General features: G+C 35.0%; 17 protein-coding genes and 1 pseudogene. 15 read left to right on the top strand and 3 right to left on the bottom strand.

The genetic code is table 11. The annotated features are described in order from the left end of the window. Positions 1-66: 66 nt before the first annotated feature. The gene (gene pepN, locus ACGH47_RS01720) at positions 67-2,703 is read right to left on the bottom strand and encodes an aminopeptidase N (protein WP_411622499.1); all 2,637 of its coding nucleotides are present in this window, start codon (positions 2,701-2,703) and stop codon (positions 67-69) included. 251 nt (positions 2,704-2,954) lie between these two features. Here pepN and pncB point away from each other — a divergent pair, with 251 nt between their 5' ends. The 5 genes from pncB to ACGH47_RS01695 all read left to right on the top strand — a co-directional run bounded on the left by pncB (position 2,955) and on the right by ACGH47_RS01695 (position 9,171). Further along, positions 2,955-4,148, top strand: a complete 1,194-nt coding sequence (gene pncB, locus ACGH47_RS01715; protein WP_411622497.1) for a nicotinate phosphoribosyltransferase — start codon at positions 2,955-2,957, stop codon at positions 4,146-4,148. 163 nt (positions 4,149-4,311) lie between these two features. Next, the gene (gene asnS, locus ACGH47_RS01710; RefSeq protein ID WP_065558865.1) at positions 4,312-5,715 is read left to right on the top strand and encodes an asparagine--tRNA ligase; all 1,404 of its coding nucleotides are present in this window, start codon (positions 4,312-4,314) and stop codon (positions 5,713-5,715) included. Positions 5,716-6,002: 287 nt separating this feature from the next. Beyond that, positions 6,003-7,142 carry a porin gene (locus ACGH47_RS01705; RefSeq protein ID WP_065558864.1) on the top strand — a complete coding sequence of 380 codons (1,140 nt, stop codon included), beginning with the start codon at positions 6,003-6,005 and terminating at the stop codon, positions 7,140-7,142. 293 nt (positions 7,143-7,435) lie between these two features. Next, on the top strand, positions 7,436-8,578 hold the full coding sequence (locus ACGH47_RS01700) for a porin (protein ID WP_267352315.1): 1,143 nt from the start codon (positions 7,436-7,438) through the stop codon (positions 8,576-8,578). Positions 8,579-8,712: 134 nt separating this feature from the next. Continuing rightward, complete coding sequence (locus ACGH47_RS01695; RefSeq protein ID WP_267352314.1) at positions 8,713-9,171, top strand: methylglyoxal synthase; 459 nt, start codon at positions 8,713-8,715, stop codon at positions 9,169-9,171. Between the two features lie 427 nt (positions 9,172-9,598). On the opposite strand, the gene ACGH47_RS01690 is transcribed toward ACGH47_RS01695, so the two are convergent. Continuing rightward, on the bottom strand, positions 9,599-10,378 hold the full coding sequence (locus tag ACGH47_RS01690; protein WP_411622496.1) for a class II glutamine amidotransferase: 780 nt from the start codon (positions 10,376-10,378) through the stop codon (positions 9,599-9,601). Further along, complete coding sequence (lpcA, locus tag ACGH47_RS01685; RefSeq protein WP_411622495.1) at positions 10,379-10,957, bottom strand: D-sedoheptulose 7-phosphate isomerase; 579 nt, start codon at positions 10,955-10,957, stop codon at positions 10,379-10,381. Between the two features lie 384 nt (positions 10,958-11,341). Here lpcA and ribE point away from each other — a divergent pair, with 384 nt between their 5' ends. The 10 genes and pseudogenes from ribE (at position 11,342) to gorA (ending at position 19,965) form a co-directional block, all read left to right on the top strand. Further along, positions 11,342-11,812 (top strand): 6,7-dimethyl-8-ribityllumazine synthase, encoded by a 471-nt coding sequence (ribE, locus tag ACGH47_RS01680; protein WP_411622494.1) that lies wholly within the window; start codon positions 11,342-11,344, stop codon positions 11,810-11,812. Positions 11,813-11,816: 4 nt separating this feature from the next. Continuing rightward, positions 11,817-12,236 carry a transcription antitermination factor NusB gene (gene nusB / locus ACGH47_RS01675; RefSeq protein ID WP_065558858.1) on the top strand — a complete coding sequence of 140 codons (420 nt, stop codon included), beginning with the start codon at positions 11,817-11,819 and terminating at the stop codon, positions 12,234-12,236. Positions 12,237-12,257: 21 nt separating this feature from the next. Beyond that, positions 12,258-13,316, top strand: a complete 1,059-nt coding sequence (locus tag ACGH47_RS01670) for a TrmH family RNA methyltransferase (protein ID WP_411622492.1) — start codon at positions 12,258-12,260, stop codon at positions 13,314-13,316. A gap of 161 nt (positions 13,317-13,477) precedes the next feature. Next, positions 13,478-14,413 carry a multifunctional transcriptional regulator/nicotinamide-nucleotide adenylyltransferase/ribosylnicotinamide kinase NadR gene (gene nadR, locus ACGH47_RS01665; RefSeq protein ID WP_411622490.1) on the top strand — a complete coding sequence of 312 codons (936 nt, stop codon included), beginning with the start codon at positions 13,478-13,480 and terminating at the stop codon, positions 14,411-14,413. Positions 14,414-14,474: 61 nt separating this feature from the next. Further along, on the top strand, positions 14,475-15,251 hold the full coding sequence (gene ubiE, locus ACGH47_RS01660) for a bifunctional demethylmenaquinone methyltransferase/2-methoxy-6-polyprenyl-1,4-benzoquinol methylase UbiE (protein WP_411622489.1): 777 nt from the start codon (positions 14,475-14,477) through the stop codon (positions 15,249-15,251). A gap of 13 nt (positions 15,252-15,264) precedes the next feature. Beyond that, positions 15,265-16,806 (top strand): ubiquinone biosynthesis regulatory protein kinase UbiB, encoded by a 1,542-nt coding sequence (gene ubiB, locus ACGH47_RS01655; protein WP_411622487.1) that lies wholly within the window; start codon positions 15,265-15,267, stop codon positions 16,804-16,806. A 69-nt stretch (positions 16,807-16,875) separates the two neighbouring features. Next, positions 16,876-17,097, top strand: a complete 222-nt coding sequence (tatA, locus tag ACGH47_RS01650) for a twin-arginine translocase TatA/TatE family subunit (RefSeq protein WP_267352308.1) — start codon at positions 16,876-16,878, stop codon at positions 17,095-17,097. Positions 17,098-17,100: 3 nt separating this feature from the next. Then, positions 17,101-17,436 (top strand): annotated as a pseudogene (gene tatB, locus ACGH47_RS01645) (Sec-independent protein translocase protein TatB); the annotation flags it as partial. Continuing rightward, the gene (gene tatC / locus ACGH47_RS01640; protein WP_267352306.1) at positions 17,436-18,182 is read left to right on the top strand and encodes a twin-arginine translocase subunit TatC; all 747 of its coding nucleotides are present in this window, start codon (positions 17,436-17,438) and stop codon (positions 18,180-18,182) included. The pseudogene tatB and the gene tatC, both read left to right, overlap by 1 nt. A gap of 430 nt (positions 18,183-18,612) precedes the next feature. Further along, the gene (gorA, locus tag ACGH47_RS01635) at positions 18,613-19,965 is read left to right on the top strand and encodes a glutathione-disulfide reductase (protein WP_411622486.1); all 1,353 of its coding nucleotides are present in this window, start codon (positions 18,613-18,615) and stop codon (positions 19,963-19,965) included. The last annotated feature ends 18 nt before the right edge of the window (positions 19,966-19,983 follow it).

Below are 19,983 nucleotides of genomic sequence, written 5' to 3'. Positions count from 1 at the left end.
AAACATATCAAGTTTCAAATAATTTTAACATCATCCCGTTCGAGGAAAAGGATGATGTGTTGAGTATTATGCAGCTAAAGCTTTGCTAATTTTTTCATATAAATCTTTTGATAAATGATCCAGTTTTAATAAGGTTTCAAGTGCTTGACGCATTTGTTGTTGACGTTGTTGGTCATAACGTTTTAATCTGATTAATGGATCGATCAATCTTGCCGCAACCTGCGGATTTTTTTGATTTAATTCCATTAATATTTCGACTAAAAATTGATATCCACTCCCATCAGTTGCATGGAAAGCTACAGGATTATTATTAACAAAAGCACCGATTAAAGCGCGAATCCGATTGGGATTACTGAGCGAAAAGGATCGATGAGTTAAAAGTTTTTTCACCGTTGAAAGTGCATTTTTTTCTGGACTCGATGCATTCAAAGCTAACCACTTATCCATCACTAATCCGTCTTGATGCCATTTATTATCAAAATCGGCTAAAAGTTCTTGATGACAATCAAGCTGAGCTTTAACAGCAACTGTTAATGCAGCGATGGTATCTGTCATATTGTCTGCTTGATAATATTGTTGATGAACCAGATGATTTGCTTGTGATTTCTCATCGGCATGGGCTAAAAGCATCAAACAGGCATTTTTTAATGAGCGTTTAGCAATATCTTCATGTTTAATCCGATAATTTTCGATTTTATTGTGACGGTAAACTGCGGTTAATTCATCATAAAGTGCATTACCAAAACACGTTAATAAAAACAGGCGGACTTGATAGATGGCTATTGGGTCAACGACACTAAATAAATTGGCTAGTTCATTTTCCGAAGGTAAAGTGATGATTTGGGCAATGAGAGAGGGATCTGTTGATTCGGATAATAATATTGCTCTAAATGCATCGATAATGGTGTCAGGAAGGCTTAGTTGTCGATTATCTTGATAATTTTTAACATTTTCCCGAATATATTTAATTAATAGCATTTGCGCAGCATCATAACGACTAAACGCATTGGTTGCATGTTGCATCAAAAAAATCAAATCACTATCTTGATAATCATAGGTCATTTTTACCGGTGCAGAAAAATCACGTAATAATGAAATAATCGGTTTTTCATTCACGTTATCGAAAACAAATTGTTGTTTTGCTTGTGTTAAATTTAAAACGTGATGAATTGGCAGTTGGTTATGCTCAAGTTTAATGATTTCGCCGTTATGTTGATATAATTCAATATCAACAGGTATATGCAAAGCTTTCTTTTCAGCTTGATCTAAGGTTGCAGGCGTGTTTTGTTCGATAGTTAAATAATAGTGTTTGCTTTTTTCATCATAGCTATCTGTAATGGTTAATTCTGGTGTACCTGATTGGCTGTACCATAATTTGAATTGTGTTAAATCAATGCCTGAAGCATCTTGCATCGCAGCGACAAAGTCATCGCAAGTTGCTGCACTTCCGTCATGACGTTCAAAATAGCGTTTCATGCCAGCTTGAAACTTATCTTCGCCTAGCAAGGTATGCATCATTCGTATCACTTCAGCCCCTTTTTCGTACACAGTTACCGTATAGAAATTATTCATTTCTATGACTTGATCAGGACGAATAGGATGAGACATCGGACTTGCATCTTCAGCAAATTGGACACTACGTAAGATTTTAACATCATCAATTCGCTTAACGGCCCTAGAGCCCATATCCGCGCTGAATTCTTGATCACGAAAAACCGTCAAACCTTCTTTTAAGCTAAGTTGAAACCAATCACGACAAGTAACACGATTGCCTGTCCAATTATGAAAGTATTCGTGACCAATAACACTTTCGATACCTAAATAATCATCATCAGTAGCCGTTTCTGGTTTGGCAAGAACATATTTTGAGTTGAAAATATTCAGACCTTTGTTTTCCATTGCGCCCATATTAAAAAAGTCAACGGCAACAATCATAAAAATATCTAAGTCATATTCTAATCCAAAACGTGTTTCATCCCAGCGCATAGCATTTTTTAAACTGGTCATTGCCCAATGTGAACGATCTAAATTGCCTTTATCAACATAAATCTCCAGATCAACTTTACGGTTTGAACGAGTTATAAACTGATCTTTAAGAATATCAAAATCTCCAGCAACCAATGCAAACAAGTAGGCGGGTTTAGGAAATGGATCTTGCCATTGTACCCAATGACGACCGTCTGAAAGTTCTCCTTGTGCAATGCGGTTACCATTAGAAAGCAGATATGGGTATTGTTGTTTATTGGCGGTAATACGAGTTGAAAAACGCGCTAAAACATCGGGTCTATCTAAATAGTATGTGATATGACGAAATCCTTCAGCTTCACATTGTGTACAAAGTGCTTCTCCAGAAACATACAATCCTTCTAGCGCAGTGTTATCAATCGGTTTTATTTCATTGACGATGGTTAGTGTAAATTCATCTGATGGAACATTATGAATAATAATGCCTGAGTTGGTAATGTGATAATCCTGCCAAGGCTGTTCATCGATATTGATAGCGATTAATGTTAAGTCTTCTCCATCTAAAACTAAGTCTGAGGCTTTAGCATTTTTTTGTATAATATGGCTTCGAGCCGTGACTGTTGTGATTTGTGCGGATAAGTTAAAATCAAGATCGATATCTGTAATGGTAAAATCGGGTGCTTTATAGTCCAGTCGATACTTTGCAGTTGGTTGTGTTTTGGTATTATTCGTTGTCATAGTTATTGTGCCTTTTATTTTTATAAATAATTAAAATTCGATAAATATTGCATGATTTTCACAACTGCACTTATCGTTATTGGTGATGTTTAATTAATTCTTTTGAGTATAGTTAAGTTATACTATTTAATCTGGTTTGTTATTAATATTATAGCCTAATGAAGATAGGTTATTATATATTTAATCTATATCTTCAATATTATTCTGCTATAATCTCTAGAATTTTTTTAGAGTATTAACAACAAAAAGACATGTTACCAGCTATAATTACATCAATCTTAGATACTGATGCTTATAAGTTGCATATGCAGCAAGCCGTTTTTCATCATTACCCAGATACCACTGTCGTTGCGGAGTTTCGTTGTAGAAGTGATGATTTATTAGGTCAATATGCTGATGAAATAAAACATCAAGTCAAATTAATGGAATCATTAACGCTTTCCGATGATGAATTTCATTATCTATCTGGCATCTCCTTTTTTAAATCTGATTATTTAAACTGGCTCAAGAATTGGCGTTTTAATAGTCAATTATTGACGATAACTAATCGAGAAGGAAGACTTGATATAAGAATTGAAGGAAAGTGGCTGGATGTAATTTTATGGGAAGTCCCATTACTGGCAGTTATTAGCGAAATAGCACATAGAGATCGTTCTCCTAATATTGGCGTGTCGGAAGCTATAGCCCAACTCAAAAATAAATTAACAAGATTTAACGAGCAAACTGCAAATATGGATATGTCGGGCTTTAATTTAATGGATTTTGGAACCCGAAGGCGTTACTCATTTGCTGTTCAATCTGCTGTTGTCGATTACCTAAAAAACCATTTTGATAATTTTCATAGTACCAGTAATTATTTACTGGCTTATCGACTAGGGCTTACCCCTGTTGGTACTCAAGCACATGAATGGTTTCAAGCTCATCAGCGATTAACCCCAACTTTGCAAGATTGCCAAAAAACAGCGCTTAAGGTTTGGTTAGATGAATATCCTCAAGATTTGGGGGTAGCCCTAACAGACTGTATTACCATGGACGCATTTTTGCGTGATTTTGATACTTACTTTGCTAATCACTATCAAGGATTACGCCATGATTCCGGTGATTCGATTGAATGGGGTGAAAAGGCGATTGCCCATTACCAACAATTAGGGATTGATCCTAAAACAAAAATGTTAGTATTTTCCGATAGTTTAACTTTTGACAAAGCGATAAAGATTTATCAACATTTTCACCATCGAGTAAAATTGTCTTTTGGTATCGGGGGCTTTTTAGCGTGTGATATTCCGTCTACTGAAGCAAATACCAAAGCCTTAAATATCGTATTGAAATTGACGCAATGCAATAATCAGTCTGTTGCAAAATTGTCAGACAGTCCAGGTAAAACAATATCGCAAGATTTAGCTTTTATTAATGAATTAAAAAGAACGTTTAACGTTAATCATTAAACTTATTTTTATAAAAAACGTGAATCAAATTATAAATGTTTTATTTAAAAATTTAATTTAATGCCAACTGAGACTAAAGTTAGGTAACTAAGTGGCATTTAGAATATACTTGTATTATTTTTAATACTATTTAACTTAATTAATATAGAGATGGATAATTAAAATGAATTCAGTTGCTCCTATTGTTGATGTGTTACAAGGCAAAATTGCTGTTGGTAGCACTATTTCTGTTCAAGGCTGGGTAAGAACGCGCCGTGATTCGAAAGCCGGTATTTCATTTCTAGCTGTTTATGATGGTTCATGCTTTGATCCCATTCAAGCTGTTATAGAAAAAGATCTACCAAATTATGAACAAGATATTTTACGGTTAACGGCAGGTTGTTCGGTTAAAGTAACGGGTAAAGTTGTTGAATCTCCGGGACAAGGACAAAAATACGAGCTACAAGCAACACAAGTTGAGGTTTATGGATTTGTTGATGATCCTGAAACTTACCCAATGGCTGCTAAACGTCATTCAATTGAATATTTACGAGAAGTTGCTCATTTAAGAGCAAGAACCAACATTGTTGGCGCGATTACTCGTGTACGTCATACATTAGCGCAAGCTATTCACCAATTTTTTGATGAACGAGGCTTTTTTTGGCTTTCTACGCCAATTATTACCGCATCAGATACTGAAGGTGCAGGTGAAATGTTCCGAGTCTCCACTCTTGATATGTTAAATCTACCTAAAACAGACAAGGGGAAAGTCGATTTTGATAAAGATTTTTTCGGAAAAGAAGCTTTTTTAACGGTGTCAGGGCAATTAAATGCAGAAACGTACGCTTGTGCATTGTCTAAAGTTTATACTTTTGGGCCAACTTTTAGAGCTGAAAATTCCAATACAACACGCCATTTAGCTGAATTTTGGATGATGGAACCTGAAGTTGCGTTTGCTGATTTAAATGATAATGCAAAACTTGCAGAAGATATGTTGAAGTATGTCTTTAAAACCGTGCTTGAAAAACGTGCTGATGATATGCAATTTTTTGCTCAGCATATTGATAAAGAAGCAATCAATCGTTTAGAAAACTTTATTAATGCCGATTTTGCTCAAGTTGATTACACCGACGCCATTACTATTTTACAAAACTGTGATGCCAAATTTGAAAATCCAGTGAGTTGGGGAATCGATTTAGCGTCAGAGCATGAACGTTATTTAGCTGAACAGCATTTTAAAGCGCCTGTCGTTGTTAAAAATTATCCAAAAGATATTAAAGCATTTTATATGCGTATGAACGACGATGGTAAAACGGTTGCTGCAATGGATGTGTTAGCGCCAGGCATTGGCGAAATCATTGGCGGATCGCAACGTGAAGAGCGTTTAGATATGTTAGATAAGCGCATGGACGAAATGGGGCTTAAAAAAGAAGATTATTGGTGGTACCGTGATTTACGTCGATATGGTACTGTTCCTCATTCTGGATTCGGTCTTGGATTTGAGCGCTTAATTGTTTATGTCACTGGCGTACAAAACGTAAGGGATGTTATTCCATTCCCAAGAACGCCACGAAATGCAAATTTTTAACTGGTATAAATAAACAAACATTTTTGGATGTTTATGATAAAACGCAAATTAGTGATAATTAGCAAATATGTATAAATTATAATCAAACGGTTTAGTTTTTGGGGTTAGACATCAAAATTAACGAAAAGTTCACTTGCTTTTAAAAAATTTTTATACATAATTTACACTACTGTAAAAAGTGGAAGAAAATAATAGTAATATTATTTTTGGATGAATAATCATTGTACATAAATAGGCACTAAACTTTTTAGTTAGTGTCTTTTAATAAATAACCATGAGGGTAAGAAATGAAACGTAATCTATTAGCAATCGCTATTCCTGCACTTTTAGTTGCAGCTAGCGCAAATGCATCTATTGAAGTTTGGAACAAAGATGGTAATAAAGTAGACTTTTACGGTCGTGTAAAAGCAGCTAACCACATCACTGATCGTGGTCAAGCAGGTGAAGGCGATGATACTTCTGCTCGTTTAGGTATGTCAGGTCAAACCCAAATCACAGATTGGTTATCTGGTTATGGTCGTTGGGAATATGAAGCTAAATCTGGAAAAGATGATCAAAAACCTGGTCATAGTGAAGTTCGTTATGCATTTGCTGGATTAAATTTTGGTGACTTCGGTTCATTTGATTATGGTCGTAATGATGGCGTATTAAAAGCAATTACTGCATATACTGACGTATTACCAGAATTTGGTGGTGACGCTGCAAACAACAATTGGAACGTGCTTTCTGCTCGTACTAAAGCTGTAGCAACTTACCGTAACAATAACTTCTTTGGTTTAAATGATGATATCAGCTTTGCAGTACAATATGCTGATAATGGTGATAACTCACTTACTAAAGATAATATTCGTGGTGAATCAAGAGAAGCTTGGGGTACAAACGTTCAATGGAACATTTTTGACACAGGCTTAACTGCAGGTATTGGTTATGCTCAATCAACTTCAAGTGATCAACGTCACAATACTTGGGCTACTGGTATTAAATACGATAACTATAATTTATATTTAGCTGCTAACTATTTCCAAAGCAAGTTAAAAAATCGTTATATCGATCATAAAGGTCATATTGCAGATGAAAAAGTTAAAGGTATCGAATTAGTTGCTCAATATGGCATTGAATTAGATGTTGGTCGTTTAACTCCATCTTTAGCTTATGTTCAACATAAACTAACAAGTGGATATGATGGTGATAATAAAGCGCATTACCGTTCAGGATCTCATAGCTCACCTATGGCTAAATACGTATCTTTAGGTGCAACTTATGATCTTAACAAAAATTTCAGCGCTATCGTAGAATATAAATTTAATCTACTTGACCATAAAGACATTGGTGCAGCGATGAATACGACTAATAATCGTGGTCATAAGAAAGCGAATACTCCAGGTACAAAAGATGTGTTAGGTGTTGGTTTAATCTACCAATTCTAATTCTTCTTAAATTATAAAAAAGACACTTAGGTGTCTTTTTTATCGCCTTTTGAATTTATTCCCGCCCAAAAAAACATTTTATGCTTAAAAAAATTTATTGTAGGTACTAAAATAAACTAAATTTCGTAGAAATTTACTTATTTGCATTGTTTATCTGCAATGTAAGCAGAAATCTTATATCTAATACAAGATATCACAGTAATAATATAATTGCTTAATTTTGCAGTTATTTATTAACCGAGAGCAAAGTAATTTGCATCTTTAAAAATATAAATACCTATGAGGGTAACAAAATGAAACGTAATCTATTAGCAATCGCTATTCCTGCTCTTTTAATTGCAGGTACTGCAAACGCTTCTATTGAAGTGTGGAATAAAGACGGCAATAAAGTCGATTTTTATGGTCGAGTTTATGCATTAAACTATATTACTGACAGAAACAACCAAACAGGCGAAGGTGATAAAACGACTGCACGTTTAGGTATGTCAGGTCAAACTCAAGTTACTGACTGGTTATCTGGTTACGGACGTTGGGAATACGAAGCTAAAACTGGTAAAAATGCTGACAACGAAACTCGTTATGCATTTGCTGGTTTGAATTTTGGTGATTTTGGTTCATTCGATTATGGTCGTAATGACGGTGTGCTAAAAACTTTAACTTCTTATACAGACGTTTTACCAGAATTTGGTGGTGATGCTTCAAATAATGATCTTTATGCATTATCTGCACGTACTAAAGCTGTAGCAACTTATCGTAATACTGATCTATTTGGTTTAGTTGATGGTTTACGCTTTGCTGTTCAATATGCTGATAACGGTGATAACAGCTCAACTAGCCATTTCAATGCAGTGAATCGTAACAACGGTCATGATAGTGCGGAAGCATGGGGTTCTGTTATCGATTGGGATGTGCTTGATACTGGTTTATCTGTTGGTGCTGGTTACACTCAAACTAGTGGTCACAAAAATGCTAAAGCATGGTCAGCAGGTATCAAATACGACAATGACAATGTTTATTTAGCTGCGCTATATATTCAAGGTAAACAAAAATATGGTTGGGATAATGCATCATCTAATCACAATGCAGATGACTTAAAAACCAAAGGTATTGAAATTGTTGCTCAATACGGAATCGACTTCGATATTGGTCGTTTAACTCCATCTGTTGCTTATATCCAACACAAAGTTAAAGATGCTTCTAGCTATTCTAGCGATGCAGGGCTTAAAGGTAATGACCTTGTTAAATATGTTGATGTTGGTTTAACTTATGCATTCAACAAAAACTTACAAGCTATTGTAGATTATAAAATCAACTTGTTAGATAAAGATGATATCGGTGCACGTCGTGCATTATATGATAGCAGCACATTTAGCAAATCAGAAATTAAAGCGACAACAAAAGATACTGTTGCACTTGGTTTAATCTATCAATTCTAATTAATTGCAATTTGATATTTTTGAAAGGCACTTCGGTGCCTTTTTTATTGTCCCTAATTTAATCAAATAAAACTTGAATTTTAATTGATACTCTGTTAAAAACATCAGCAATAATAATAGATTAGGACAACATTATGCGTTATACCACTCGTCAGTTAGCTGCCAAAAAAAATATTGCTTTAGTCGCACATGATCACTTAAAAGAGTCATTATTAAATTGGTGTAAAAAAAATCGAGAAGAGCTTTCTCATCATCATTTATGTGGTACAGGAACTACGGGAACATTAATTAAACAAGAAACAGGTCTAAATATTACACCTATGCTTAGCGGCCCTATGGGTGGCGATCAACAAATAGGCGCATTAATTGCCGAAGGAAAAATTGATATTCTTATCTTTTTTTGGGATCCGCTCAATGCGGTACCACACGATCCTGATGTCAAAGCTTTACTCCGTTTATCAACGGTCTGGAATATTCCGGTTGCGACTAATCAAGCAACCGCTAATGCACTGATTCAATCCTCCATTTTTACGCAAGAAATAGAAATTGAAATTCCTGACTATCAAGGTTATTTAGCTGAAAGATTAAAATAATTGCCAATATAATCCCAAATACTACATAACAGAAAGGGCAAATATTGCCACAGAAACAGGGTCTAATATGTCGGCTTTATTGTTAATGTCTTTTGGGATTCTGATTTTTGGTATTACAAAAACATTATCGGTAGTACCACTTTTAATTGCATTGTTTAAATGAGGTATTTTTATTGCCAAGCCTGTAAGAGAATGTTGAACAACAAATCAGAGTAATTTAAAAGTAAAACTATTGCGTGGGATTGAATTAATTCGAATTGGCTATGGCGAAGTTTGTTGGCTTATACCTATCGCCGTTTATTTATATAAGTTGCTCGATATAAAAATCGGATTTTGATATGCAACTTTAATAATTTTAATACTAATCGAATTGACAGTTGTCGGCTTTCTACAGTATTAATTTAAAATGAAGTTTCAATATTGCGAGTTAAAATGAAGAAAACGGATTAAGTTCCCCTTTATTAAATAAAATCGCTTCTCCAGTATTCAGCTTGTACCATGTTTCATTAGAAGTTAATGGCAACGTTGAAATGATTGTGACGATATCATTAGGCGTAGTGTGTTTTTGAAAATCAATTTCAACATCTTCGTCAAGAAGTTTTGCTTTTCCAAAAGGTGCTTTACGTGTTATCCAATGTAAGTCAGTTGAACAATAAGCAAAAACATATTGACCGTCAGAGAGTAACATATTAAATACCCCAAGTTGGCTTAGTTTGTCAGCGCATTGCTTAATATAGCTGAATACTTCCAGATCATTACTGGGTTTTTGCGGATATTTCTTGTGAAGTTGATTAATGAGATAACAAAATGCATATTCACTATCAGTCAGACCTACAGGTTCAAATATCCCCATATCAAGATCTTCATAACCTGTTAGCTGCCCGTTATGGGCAAAAGTCCAATTTTTTCCCCATAACTCACGCGTAAAAGGATGCGTATTTTCAAGTGCTACGCCTCCTCGATTTGCTTGGCGAATGTGGGCTATGACTGCTTTTGACTTTATTGGATACTGTTGAACAAGTTTGGCAATAGGCGAATAACTGCAAGGTTCAGGATCTTTAAATGTACGGCACCCCTTACCTTCATAAAAAGTAATACCCCACCCATCTTTATGCGGACCCTTATCACCACCACGTTTGACTAAACTGGTGAAACTAAAACAGATATCTGTTGGCACATTCGCACTCATGCCCAATAATTCGCACATTTACTTGCTCATCTCTTTTTCGATTAGCATGATTAAAATGTGAATCACTTTAATATGAATTTCTTGAACACGATCAGCATAACCAAAATGGGGAACTCGAATATCCACATCAGCAAGACCATGCATTTTACCGCCATCTTTACCGGTTAACGTAATCACTTTCATCCCTTTTTGTTTTGCTGCTTCAATTGCTTTTAGCACATTAGCAGAGTTACCTGAGGTAGAAATACCTAGTAGTATATCACCTTTTTGACCTACACCCTCGATATACCGAGAAAAAATCGAATCAAACCCAAAATCATTACCTACACACGAAATATGACTAACATCAGATATCGCTATTGCAGGATAAGCAGGGCGATTGTTGCGATAACGTCCTGTTAACTCTTCTGCAAAATGCATAGCATCACAGTGAGAACCGCCATTCCCACATGATAGCACTTTACCACCATGTTTGAACGAATCAGCCAATAATATAGCGGCTTGCTGAATATGTTCTAAATTTTTATCATCTGAAATAAATTTATTTAACACATCAGCTGCTTCATTTAACTCATTTCGAATATTATCAATATACATTAATCTTACCCTCATAAAAAATTTAGCCACCATTGTAATTCTTTCAAAATAGCTTGCAAGTACTAAAAAATAAATTTAATTCTCATTCATTTTTTTATTTTTCATGACTGGTCAATTAAAACATCGTCTTGAAAATAAAAACTAAAATGAGTGATCAGTCTTAAAACATCAATTATTCTAAATTGATTATCTACAATAAGAGCTTAATTAAATTATTTTTAAAAATAGTACAGTCTTATTTTTAGATATTTGATGTAAAGATCTTGCTCGTAGCGCTATTTGCTAATAGGAGAAGTCTGCAGTTTGTGATACAATTTGGCAGTTATTTTTTCACGAATAAAGATAGTGAAATTGCATTTAAAAATCAATTGATAAGGAATTAGTATGCAAACTATTGAAGCTAAAGTTATCGCACTAAAAGCAAAAGTTGCCATTATTGTGGCACGTTTTAATCATTTTATAAATGATAGTCTTGTTAATGGCGCTACCGATGCATTAAAACGTATTGGGCAAGTCGATGATAAAAACATTACAGTCATTTGGGTACCTGGTGCTTATGAGATCCCACTAGCGGCAAAAGTTGCAGCACAATCCAAAAAATATGATGCAATAGTTGCATTAGGAACCGTGATCCGAGGTAGTACGGCGCATTTTGATTTTGTTGCTGGCGAATCAAGTTCTGGTTTATTAAGTGCAAGCCTAGATTATTCGATCCCAGTTGGATTTGGTATTTTAACAACTGAATCTATAGAACAAGCTATTGAACGTGCAGGCACAAAAGCGGGTAACAAAGGTGCTGAAGCAGCATTAACTGCGCTTGAAATGCTAAACGTTATTAAAGCAATTAAGGAGTAAGTTAGTGGCATCAGTCAATCCTCGTCGTCGAGCAAGAGAGTGTGCGGTACAAGCAATATACTCTTGGCAAGTTTCCCGAAATGATCTTGCCGATGTTGAGACCAGTTTTATTGCAGAACAAGATATGAAAGGCGTTGACTCCAAGTATTTTCGAGAACTCTTAAATGGGGTGGGTAAAAATACAGCAGAGTTAGATGATAAAATGGCGCCATACCTCACTGAACGTACAGTTGAAGAGCTAGGTCTAATTGAATTAGCAATATTGCGAATTGCGCTATATGAATTAACCAAACGCCAAGATGTACCGTACAAAGTCGTGATTAATGAAGCAATCGATCTAACAAAAACGTTTGGTGCTGCTGATAGCCACAAATTTGTTAACGGTGTATTAGATAAAATAGCTCCAACCATTCGTACACGATAACTGACCAAAAGTGAGATTGAAATGAACAACAATTCTGAAAAAAATAAACCAACCATTTTTTATGCGAAGAACAGTGAACCTCAGAAACGTTCTCGCTCAACTCAGCAGAAAATGACGGGTCGTAAAGACAATTTTAAAAAAGATTCATTTCAGTCTAAAACCAAAATTAGACAATCAGTAAATGACCGTATTGAAGTATTTAAACCTAAAACCAATAAACCCGGGACAGAAAAACTGAATCGTAATTTAGAATCAAATTTTAAGTATGGTCAATTTGTCGAGCATGATTCCCCATGGCAGAAAAAAGTTCGTGATAATGAGCAAACGCCTACTTATGGTTATGATGAATATCGACAACGTAAAGAAGAAATCCTCGTTTATAGTGAAAACAGTTGTAAAGCTGTTTTCAAACATCGACGCTCAGCAATCGTCAAATTATTTATTACTCAAGATATGACCTATCAGTTTAAAGATTTAATTAGCTGGTTAGTCAATCAACGTTTAGGCTACGATGTCGTATCGGTTGAACAAATTGCGAAAATAACCCAAACGGAGCATCATGGTGGGATCTGTTTAATTGTTAAAAAACGTATACCACTTACATTAGTCGATTACCTCGAAAAAAATAGTGGCAAAAACCAAGATTGTGTTTTAGCAATTGATGATGTGAATAATCCCCATAACTTAGGTGGAATTATTCGAAGTGCCGCATTTTATGGTGTAAACGGTGTCATATTGCGTCAGACTAATTTACTCAATAGTGGCGCAGCAATGCGTATTGCCGAAGGGGGAATCGAAGCGATTGAGTCGATAAAGAGTGATGACTTTGTTGCTTCGCTTGAACGATTAAAACAACATGATTATCAGATTGTTGCCTTATTACCATGCCCGGTTAAGTCAATTAAATCGAGTGAATTACACCAAATTAAATTCAATAAAAAAGTCGCTATCGTTATTTTTCAACAAATTAATCGAAAACTGGTAGAATGTGCAGATGTAGTTGTACATTTACACGGTAATGATAATATGGCGGCACTAAATATTTCTGTTGCTACAGGTATCTTATTATCAACATTATAATTAAAAAATATGATTACTTTATTTTTGCTCAAAACATTAATACCTATAAAGGTTAATGGGATTTGATAAAATAGAGTATATGTTAAATAGCATCAATTGGTTAGAAAATGAATATTTTTTCTGTAGATTGTTAACAAGTTTTAAATGCATTGGTAAGTGGTATGGAGTCTAAACATAAAGTTGGTTTAATTTTTGGTAAGTTTTATCCTCTACATAGTGGACATATATATTTAATTGAAAAAGCGATGAGTCAGGTCAATGAATTACATATTTTTCTTGGCTGTGAACCATCACGTGATCAACAACTGTTTGACAAAAGCCATTTATCAAAACAACCTAAAGTCAGTGATCGATTCACATGGCTGAAAGAAACCTTCAAAGACCGTCATAATATTCATATTCATGTTTTAGATGAAGCTGGAATCCAGTCTTATCCAAATGGCTGGAAAGACTGGAGTGATCGTGTCAAACTTATTTTGAATGAATATAAAATCAAACCAACGGTTATATTTACCAGTGAACCTCAAGATATAAAAAATCATGAGCTTTATTTCGGTTGCCCAGCAATTATTATTGATGCTGATCGCAACTTTATAAATATTAGTGCTACTCAAATACGCGAAAACCCCTACCAAAATTGGTCTTTTATTGCACAAGCTGCCAAGCCTTTTTTTGTCAGAAAAGTGGCGATTATAGGACAAGGAATATTTAAAGAACTTCCAATACAGCTCGCTAATATTTATAACACGCAATACGTATCAAATGGCTATATTAATTATATCGAGCGGGAATTAACAAACTCACATAATAAGCGTTATTTGAGTGAGGCTGATTACCTTAAAATTGCAATGTTACATGTTGAACGGATATCGAGTGCTGAAGTACAGGCTAATAAATTACTGTTTGCTTCAATCGATTTTGATACGTTAGCACATTATTATCAGCAAGTGTTTGATAAAGAACATCAAGTTTTAAACGCATTAAAAGAAAATTATCATTTTGATTTGGTCATCCATGAAAAAGATTTTGGCCCAAATCTTGCATCATTAGAATATTTTGAAACCGTATCCAATATGGTCGAAAGGTTGTTGATTTAGTTCATCACTTTTATTCTGGCTTATGCTAAAATAGCCTAAATCTTTGTGATGGGTAAATTTTATGTCTCAATCTTCTGACAAACAAAATAACGATAATCAAGAAAAAATAGATTTTGGTTTTACGCAAGTTTTAAAACAAGATAAAGTAAAACGTGTTGCGGATGTCTTTCATTCCGTTGCCGACAAATATGATGTAATGAATGATTTAATGTCATTTGGTATTCATCGTATTTGGAAAAAAATTACCATTGAATATAGCAGTGTGCGTAAAGGTCAAAAAGTATTAGATCTTGCTGGTGGCACTGGAGATTTAACTGCAAAATTCTCACAATTAGTCGGCGATGAGGGATTAGTGGTGCTCGCTGATATCAATGAATCCATGTTAAAAGTTGGACGCGAAAAGCTTCGAGACAAAGGATTATTCAAAAATATTGAATATGTGCAAGCTAACGCTGAAGAGTTACCTTTTGCGGACAATTTTTTTGACTGTATTACCATTTCTTTTGGTCTACGTAATGTGACTGACAAAAATAAAGCGTTACAATCCATGTGGCGAGTATTAAAACCTGGTGGTCGTTTATTAATTCTTGAATTTTCCAAACCGCAATACCCAATTTTAAATAAAGCTTATGATCTTTATTCATTTACCATGTTACCGTTAATGGGCAAAGTTATTGCGAATGATGCTGACAGTTACCGTTATTTAGCCGAATCAATTCGGATGCATCCTGATCAAAAAACATTGAAAAAAATGATGGAAGATGCAGGATTTGTAGATGTCAAATATCACAACATGACAGGTGGTATTGTGGCGTTACATACTGGTTTTAAATTTTAAGCGATGAAATCTAATGACATTTTTCAGACTCTATAAAATATTAACCGTTTTTCGTGCATATCAATTAAATGAATTATTGCCAACTAATCGATTTTCAAAGTGGTTACCAATTTTAATATCATGTTTATTTTGGATAAGGCCGAAAGCAAAACATGAAGAAATTGGCGAGCGATTACGTCAAGCATTGCAAGAGCTTGGGCCAGTATGGATAAAATTCGGTCAAATGATATCAACTCGTCGAGATGTGCTTTCTAAAGATATTGCAGACAGTTTAGCTAAATTACAAGACCAAGTTGATCCTTTTGACGGGAAGGTGGCAAAACAATTAATCGAAAAAGCACTAGGTCAGCCAATTGATCATTATTTTTCAGATTTTGATGAACAACCATTGGCATCGGCATCGATTGCACAAGTTCATACAGCCATATTAAAACGCAGCCAAGCTGAAATTGTCATTAAAGTATTGCGTCCTAACATTATAGCAGTCATAAAAGCGGATATTGGCTTAATGTATTGGCTTGCCAAACAATTTACTAAACGTATTAAGTTCGGTGCAAAGTTACGAGCAATTGAAATCGTACGTGATTATGAACTTACCTTAATGAAAGAGTTAGACTTAAAACAAGAAGCTTATAATACCATACGCTTACGTGACAATTTTATTAATAGCAACATATTATATATACCTTACATTTATCAAGAACTCTGTCGAGAAAACATCTTAGTTGAGGAACGCATTAAAGGTGTGCCAATTGGTGATAGCCAAACACTTAAACAACACAACATTGATATGAAGCTGCTAGCTGAACGAGGTGTTCAAGCTTTTTTCACGCAGGTTTTCAAAGATAATTTTTTCCATGCTGATATGCATCCGGGCAATATTTTTGTTGACATTACCGAGCCACAAAACCCCCGTTACATTGGAATTGATTGCGCTATTATTGGAATTTTAACAGAAGATGATCAGTACTATCTTGCTGAAAATTTCCTTGCCTTTTTTAATCAAGATTATCGCAAAATAGCCGAAACCTATATTGCATCGGGTTGGGTTCCTGAATCTACCGATCCGATTGCTTTTGAAATGGCTATGCGCAACGTATGTGAACCTGCATTTGCAAAACCGTTGGCTGAAATCTCATTCTCACAAATTTTACTAAAACTATTTGATGTTGCCAGACGATTTGAAATGGAAATTCAACCACAATTAATCTTGTTGCAAAAAACGCTATTTTATATTGAAGGTTTGGGGCGTCAACTATATCCAGAACTCGATTTATGGCAAACCGCTAAACCATTCTTAGAAAAATGGTATGAAGACAAATATAGTGCTAAAACAATTATTCAGCAAGCATGGGCTTCATTACCACAATGGCGAACGCTCTTGCCCGAACTGCCTGCAAAACTTAATGATTACGCACGCATGACAAAACAGATGAATCATCAAATTAGACAGATTAATCACGAACTAACGTGTCGAAAAAAACGAGAACGAATTTTATACAGTGCAATAGGAATACTCATTATATTATTTATCTCTATGCTAATTATTCATTAGATGAGTTATTTGGGAATCTGATAATTTAAGTGTATAATCAAATCACAAATGACGTCGGAGATAATTATCATGATGCCAAGTTGGCCTCAATTACTCATATTAATTGCAGTTATTGTATTACTGTTTGGAACCAAAAAATTACGCTCATTAGGTTCGGATCTTGGTGCATCAATTAAAGGCTTTAAAAAAGCAATGAATGAGGATGATGATAAAAAAACATCAACTGAACAACCTAATAAAGTTGAAACTGTAGACTCCTCTAACGATGAACAAACGACAAAAAAAGAGTAGGTTGTGTTCGATATCAGCTTTGGTCAATTATTATTAGTTTTAATTATTGGACTGGTTGTATTAGGGCCAGAGCGTTTGCCTATTGCAATTAAAACCGTTGCAGGTTGGATTAAAGTATTACGACGAATGTCGGCAACGGTTCAACTTGAACTCAACAAAGAGCTAAAACTGCAAGAGTTACAAGATAGTTTAAAAAAAGCAGAACAAAGTGGTTTAACCAACTTAACACCTGAAATTCAAGAATCAATTGATGATTTAAAACGTGTGACAGAATCGTTACAAAAAGAGATTGATTCAGCAACCCAAACCGATATTGAAAACCCAAATAAAGACAAACCATGACAGACGACGCATCTCAACCTTTAATTGGACACCTTGTTGAACTCAGAACACGACTTTTACGTTGTATTATCTGCATTTTATTGGTTTTAATTTGTCTACTTTACTTTTCTAATGATATTTATCACATCGTTGCTAATCCGTTAATTAGTCAATTACCTACAGGTAGTAGCATGATTGCAACTGATATCGCAGCCCCTTTTTTTACACCCATTAAATTAACGGCAGTGGTGGCGATATTTATTTCTATTCCCTATGTACTTTATCAAGTGTGGGGATTTGTTGCACCCGCGTTATATCAAAATGAAAAACGTTTAGTCGTGCCACTGATTATATCAAGCACAGTGTTATTTTATATAGGTATTGCTTTTGCTTATTTTGTGGTATTCCCACTTGCATTTTACTTTTTTATCCACACAGCACCGATTGATGTTGCAATCAATACCGATATCACCAAATATCTTGATTTTGTTATGACGTTATTTGTGGTATTCGGATTTGCTTTTGAAGTCCCTGTCGCCATTATACTACTCTGTTGGACTGGCGTGACCACACCAAAAAGTTTACGGAAAAAAAGACCTTACATCATTGTGGCTGTGTTTGCCGTTGCTATGTTTGTAACCCCACCTGATGTATTTTCACAAATATTATTAGCGATACCAATTTGTTTACTTTTCGAAATTGGGACTTTTTTCGCCCGTTTTTATCAACCCCGTAAACATGATGAAGACGAAAATAATGAATAACAAACACAATAAATACGGGCTTTGATGCAAGCAAAGAAAGCACAAAAATACAAATATTGAGACTGGCATAAAATTACGGCAACAATGGGAACACTTGTCCCTTCTACAAACCGATCCTAAGGGCAGCATCGACCAATACCGACAAAAAACGAACGCTTTAACATAGTCCCTAATTTTTGATGTTTTTATGTATTACTAAAAATCCTATCACAATAACTGGAAACAACGCTGTTAAAAAAATGAGTTAAAATCACCTAAGTTATTAGTCAAAATTAACCAATTAGAAAAATGATTTATTAAATAAAAATCTACTAATTGTAATTATTAATCGTTAATAACTATTGTTAAATTTTAAAATAAATACTTTTTTTATTTTTCACTTTATGCAAAGCTAATAGCTAATTTTAGTAATCAGCACGAAGGAAATTTAATGACAAAACATTATGATTATATTGCAATCGGTGGTGGTAGTGGTGGCATTGCATCGGTAAACCGAGCGGCCTCATATGGCAAAAAATGCGCAATCATCGAAGCAAAATCTTTAGGTGGAACTTGCGTCAACGTGGGTTGTGTGCCCAAAAAAATCATGTGGTATGGCGCTCAAATTGCTGAAGCAATCAATCATTATGGCCCTGATTATGGATTCGATACGACTATCAATCAATTTAGTTGGGATAAACTACTGGCTAGCCGAAACGCCTACATCGACCGAATACATCAATCTTATGACCGTGTACTAACTAATAATAAAGTTGATGTCATTTATGGTTATGCTAAATTTGTTGATTCTCACACTATTGACGTTAATGGCGAACAATATACCGCCGATCACATATTAATAGCGGTTGGTGGAAAACCGAGTATACCAAATATTCCTGGTGCGGAACATGGTATTACATCGGATGGTTTTTTTGCGCTCAAAGCTTTACCTAAACGTGTAGCTGTCGTGGGAGCAGGGTATATTGCTTGTGAAATAGCCAGCGTATTACATTCATTAGGTTCTCAAACTCATCAATTTATACGCCAAGCGACACCATTACGCAGTTTTGATCCACTCATCATTGAAACCTTAATGGAAGTCATAGCCAGCGAAGGTCAACAACTCCACACGTTTGCGATACCAAAATCAGTGACTAAAAATAGTGATAACTCGTTAACATTAAACCTTGAAAATGGAGAAAGTTATACTGTTGATTGTCTAATTTGGGCAATTGGTCGTGAACCTGCAACACAAAATATGAATTTAGCAGCGGCAGGTATTAAGGTTAACGATAATGGATTTATTGTTGTAGACAAGTACCAAAATACTAATGTTGCCGGTGTTTACTCGGTTGGCGATGATACAGGCGCAACAGCCCTAACCCCTGTTGCTGTGGCTGCAGGACGTCGTTTATCTGAACGGTTATTTAATAATAAACCTGATGAACATCTAGATTATAACAATATTCCAACTGTTGTCTTTACGCATCCTGCAATTGGTACTGTTGGATTAACAGAACCTGAAGCGATTTTGCAATATGGACAAGAAAACGTTAAAGTCTATAAATCAACTTTTACCGCGATGTATACAGCTGTAACACAGCATCGCCAACCTTGTCGAATGAAATTAGTCTGTGTTGGTGATGAAGAAAAAATTATCGGTATTCATGGTATCGGTTATGGTATGGATGAAATATTACAAGGTTTTGCGGTAGCACTCAAAATGGGCGCAACCAAAAAAGATTTTGATAACACCATAGCCATTCATCCAACCGCTGCAGAAGAATTTGTCACCATGCGGTAAATGTCGATTTGTCTGGAT

It is taken from the genome of Gilliamella sp. CG16 (assembly GCF_046635785.1).
GTDB lineage: Bacteria > Pseudomonadota > Gammaproteobacteria > Enterobacterales > Orbaceae > Gilliamella > Gilliamella apicola_I.
The sequence above is the reverse complement of the archived record's forward strand: the minus strand, read 5'-3'. Positions and strand labels throughout refer to the sequence as shown.

Bases quoted from the DNA above. Each gene is read 5' to 3' on its own strand.
- lpcA (WP_411622495.1), bottom strand. From the start codon at position 10,957: ATGTATATTGATAATATTCGAAATGAGTTAAATGAAGCAGCTGATGTG.
- ACGH47_RS01705 (WP_065558864.1), top strand. From the start codon at position 6,003: ATGAAACGTAATCTATTAGCAATCGCTATTCCTGCACTTTTAGTTGCA.
- ACGH47_RS01670 (WP_411622492.1), top strand. From the start codon at position 12,258: ATGAACAACAATTCTGAAAAAAATAAACCAACCATTTTTTATGCGAAG.
- tatC (WP_267352306.1), top strand. From the start codon at position 17,436: ATGACAGACGACGCATCTCAACCTTTAATTGGACACCTTGTTGAACTC.
- nadR (WP_411622490.1), top strand. From the start codon at position 13,478: ATGGAGTCTAAACATAAAGTTGGTTTAATTTTTGGTAAGTTTTATCCT.
- gorA (WP_411622486.1), top strand. From the start codon at position 18,613: ATGACAAAACATTATGATTATATTGCAATCGGTGGTGGTAGTGGTGGC.
- ubiE (WP_411622489.1), top strand. From the start codon at position 14,475: ATGTCTCAATCTTCTGACAAACAAAATAACGATAATCAAGAAAAAATA.
- tatA (WP_267352308.1), top strand. From the start codon at position 16,876: ATGATGCCAAGTTGGCCTCAATTACTCATATTAATTGCAGTTATTGTA.
- ACGH47_RS01700 (WP_267352315.1), top strand. From the start codon at position 7,436: ATGAAACGTAATCTATTAGCAATCGCTATTCCTGCTCTTTTAATTGCA.
- ACGH47_RS01695 (WP_267352314.1), top strand. From the start codon at position 8,713: ATGCGTTATACCACTCGTCAGTTAGCTGCCAAAAAAAATATTGCTTTA.
- pncB (WP_411622497.1), top strand. From the start codon at position 2,955: ATGTTACCAGCTATAATTACATCAATCTTAGATACTGATGCTTATAAG.
- ACGH47_RS01690 (WP_411622496.1), bottom strand. From the start codon at position 10,378: ATGTGCGAATTATTGGGCATGAGTGCGAATGTGCCAACAGATATCTGT.
- asnS (WP_065558865.1), top strand. From the start codon at position 4,312: ATGAATTCAGTTGCTCCTATTGTTGATGTGTTACAAGGCAAAATTGCT.
- pepN (WP_411622499.1), bottom strand. From the start codon at position 2,703: ATGACAACGAATAATACCAAAACACAACCAACTGCAAAGTATCGACTG.
- ribE (WP_411622494.1), top strand. From the start codon at position 11,342: ATGCAAACTATTGAAGCTAAAGTTATCGCACTAAAAGCAAAAGTTGCC.
- ubiB (WP_411622487.1), top strand. From the start codon at position 15,265: ATGACATTTTTCAGACTCTATAAAATATTAACCGTTTTTCGTGCATAT.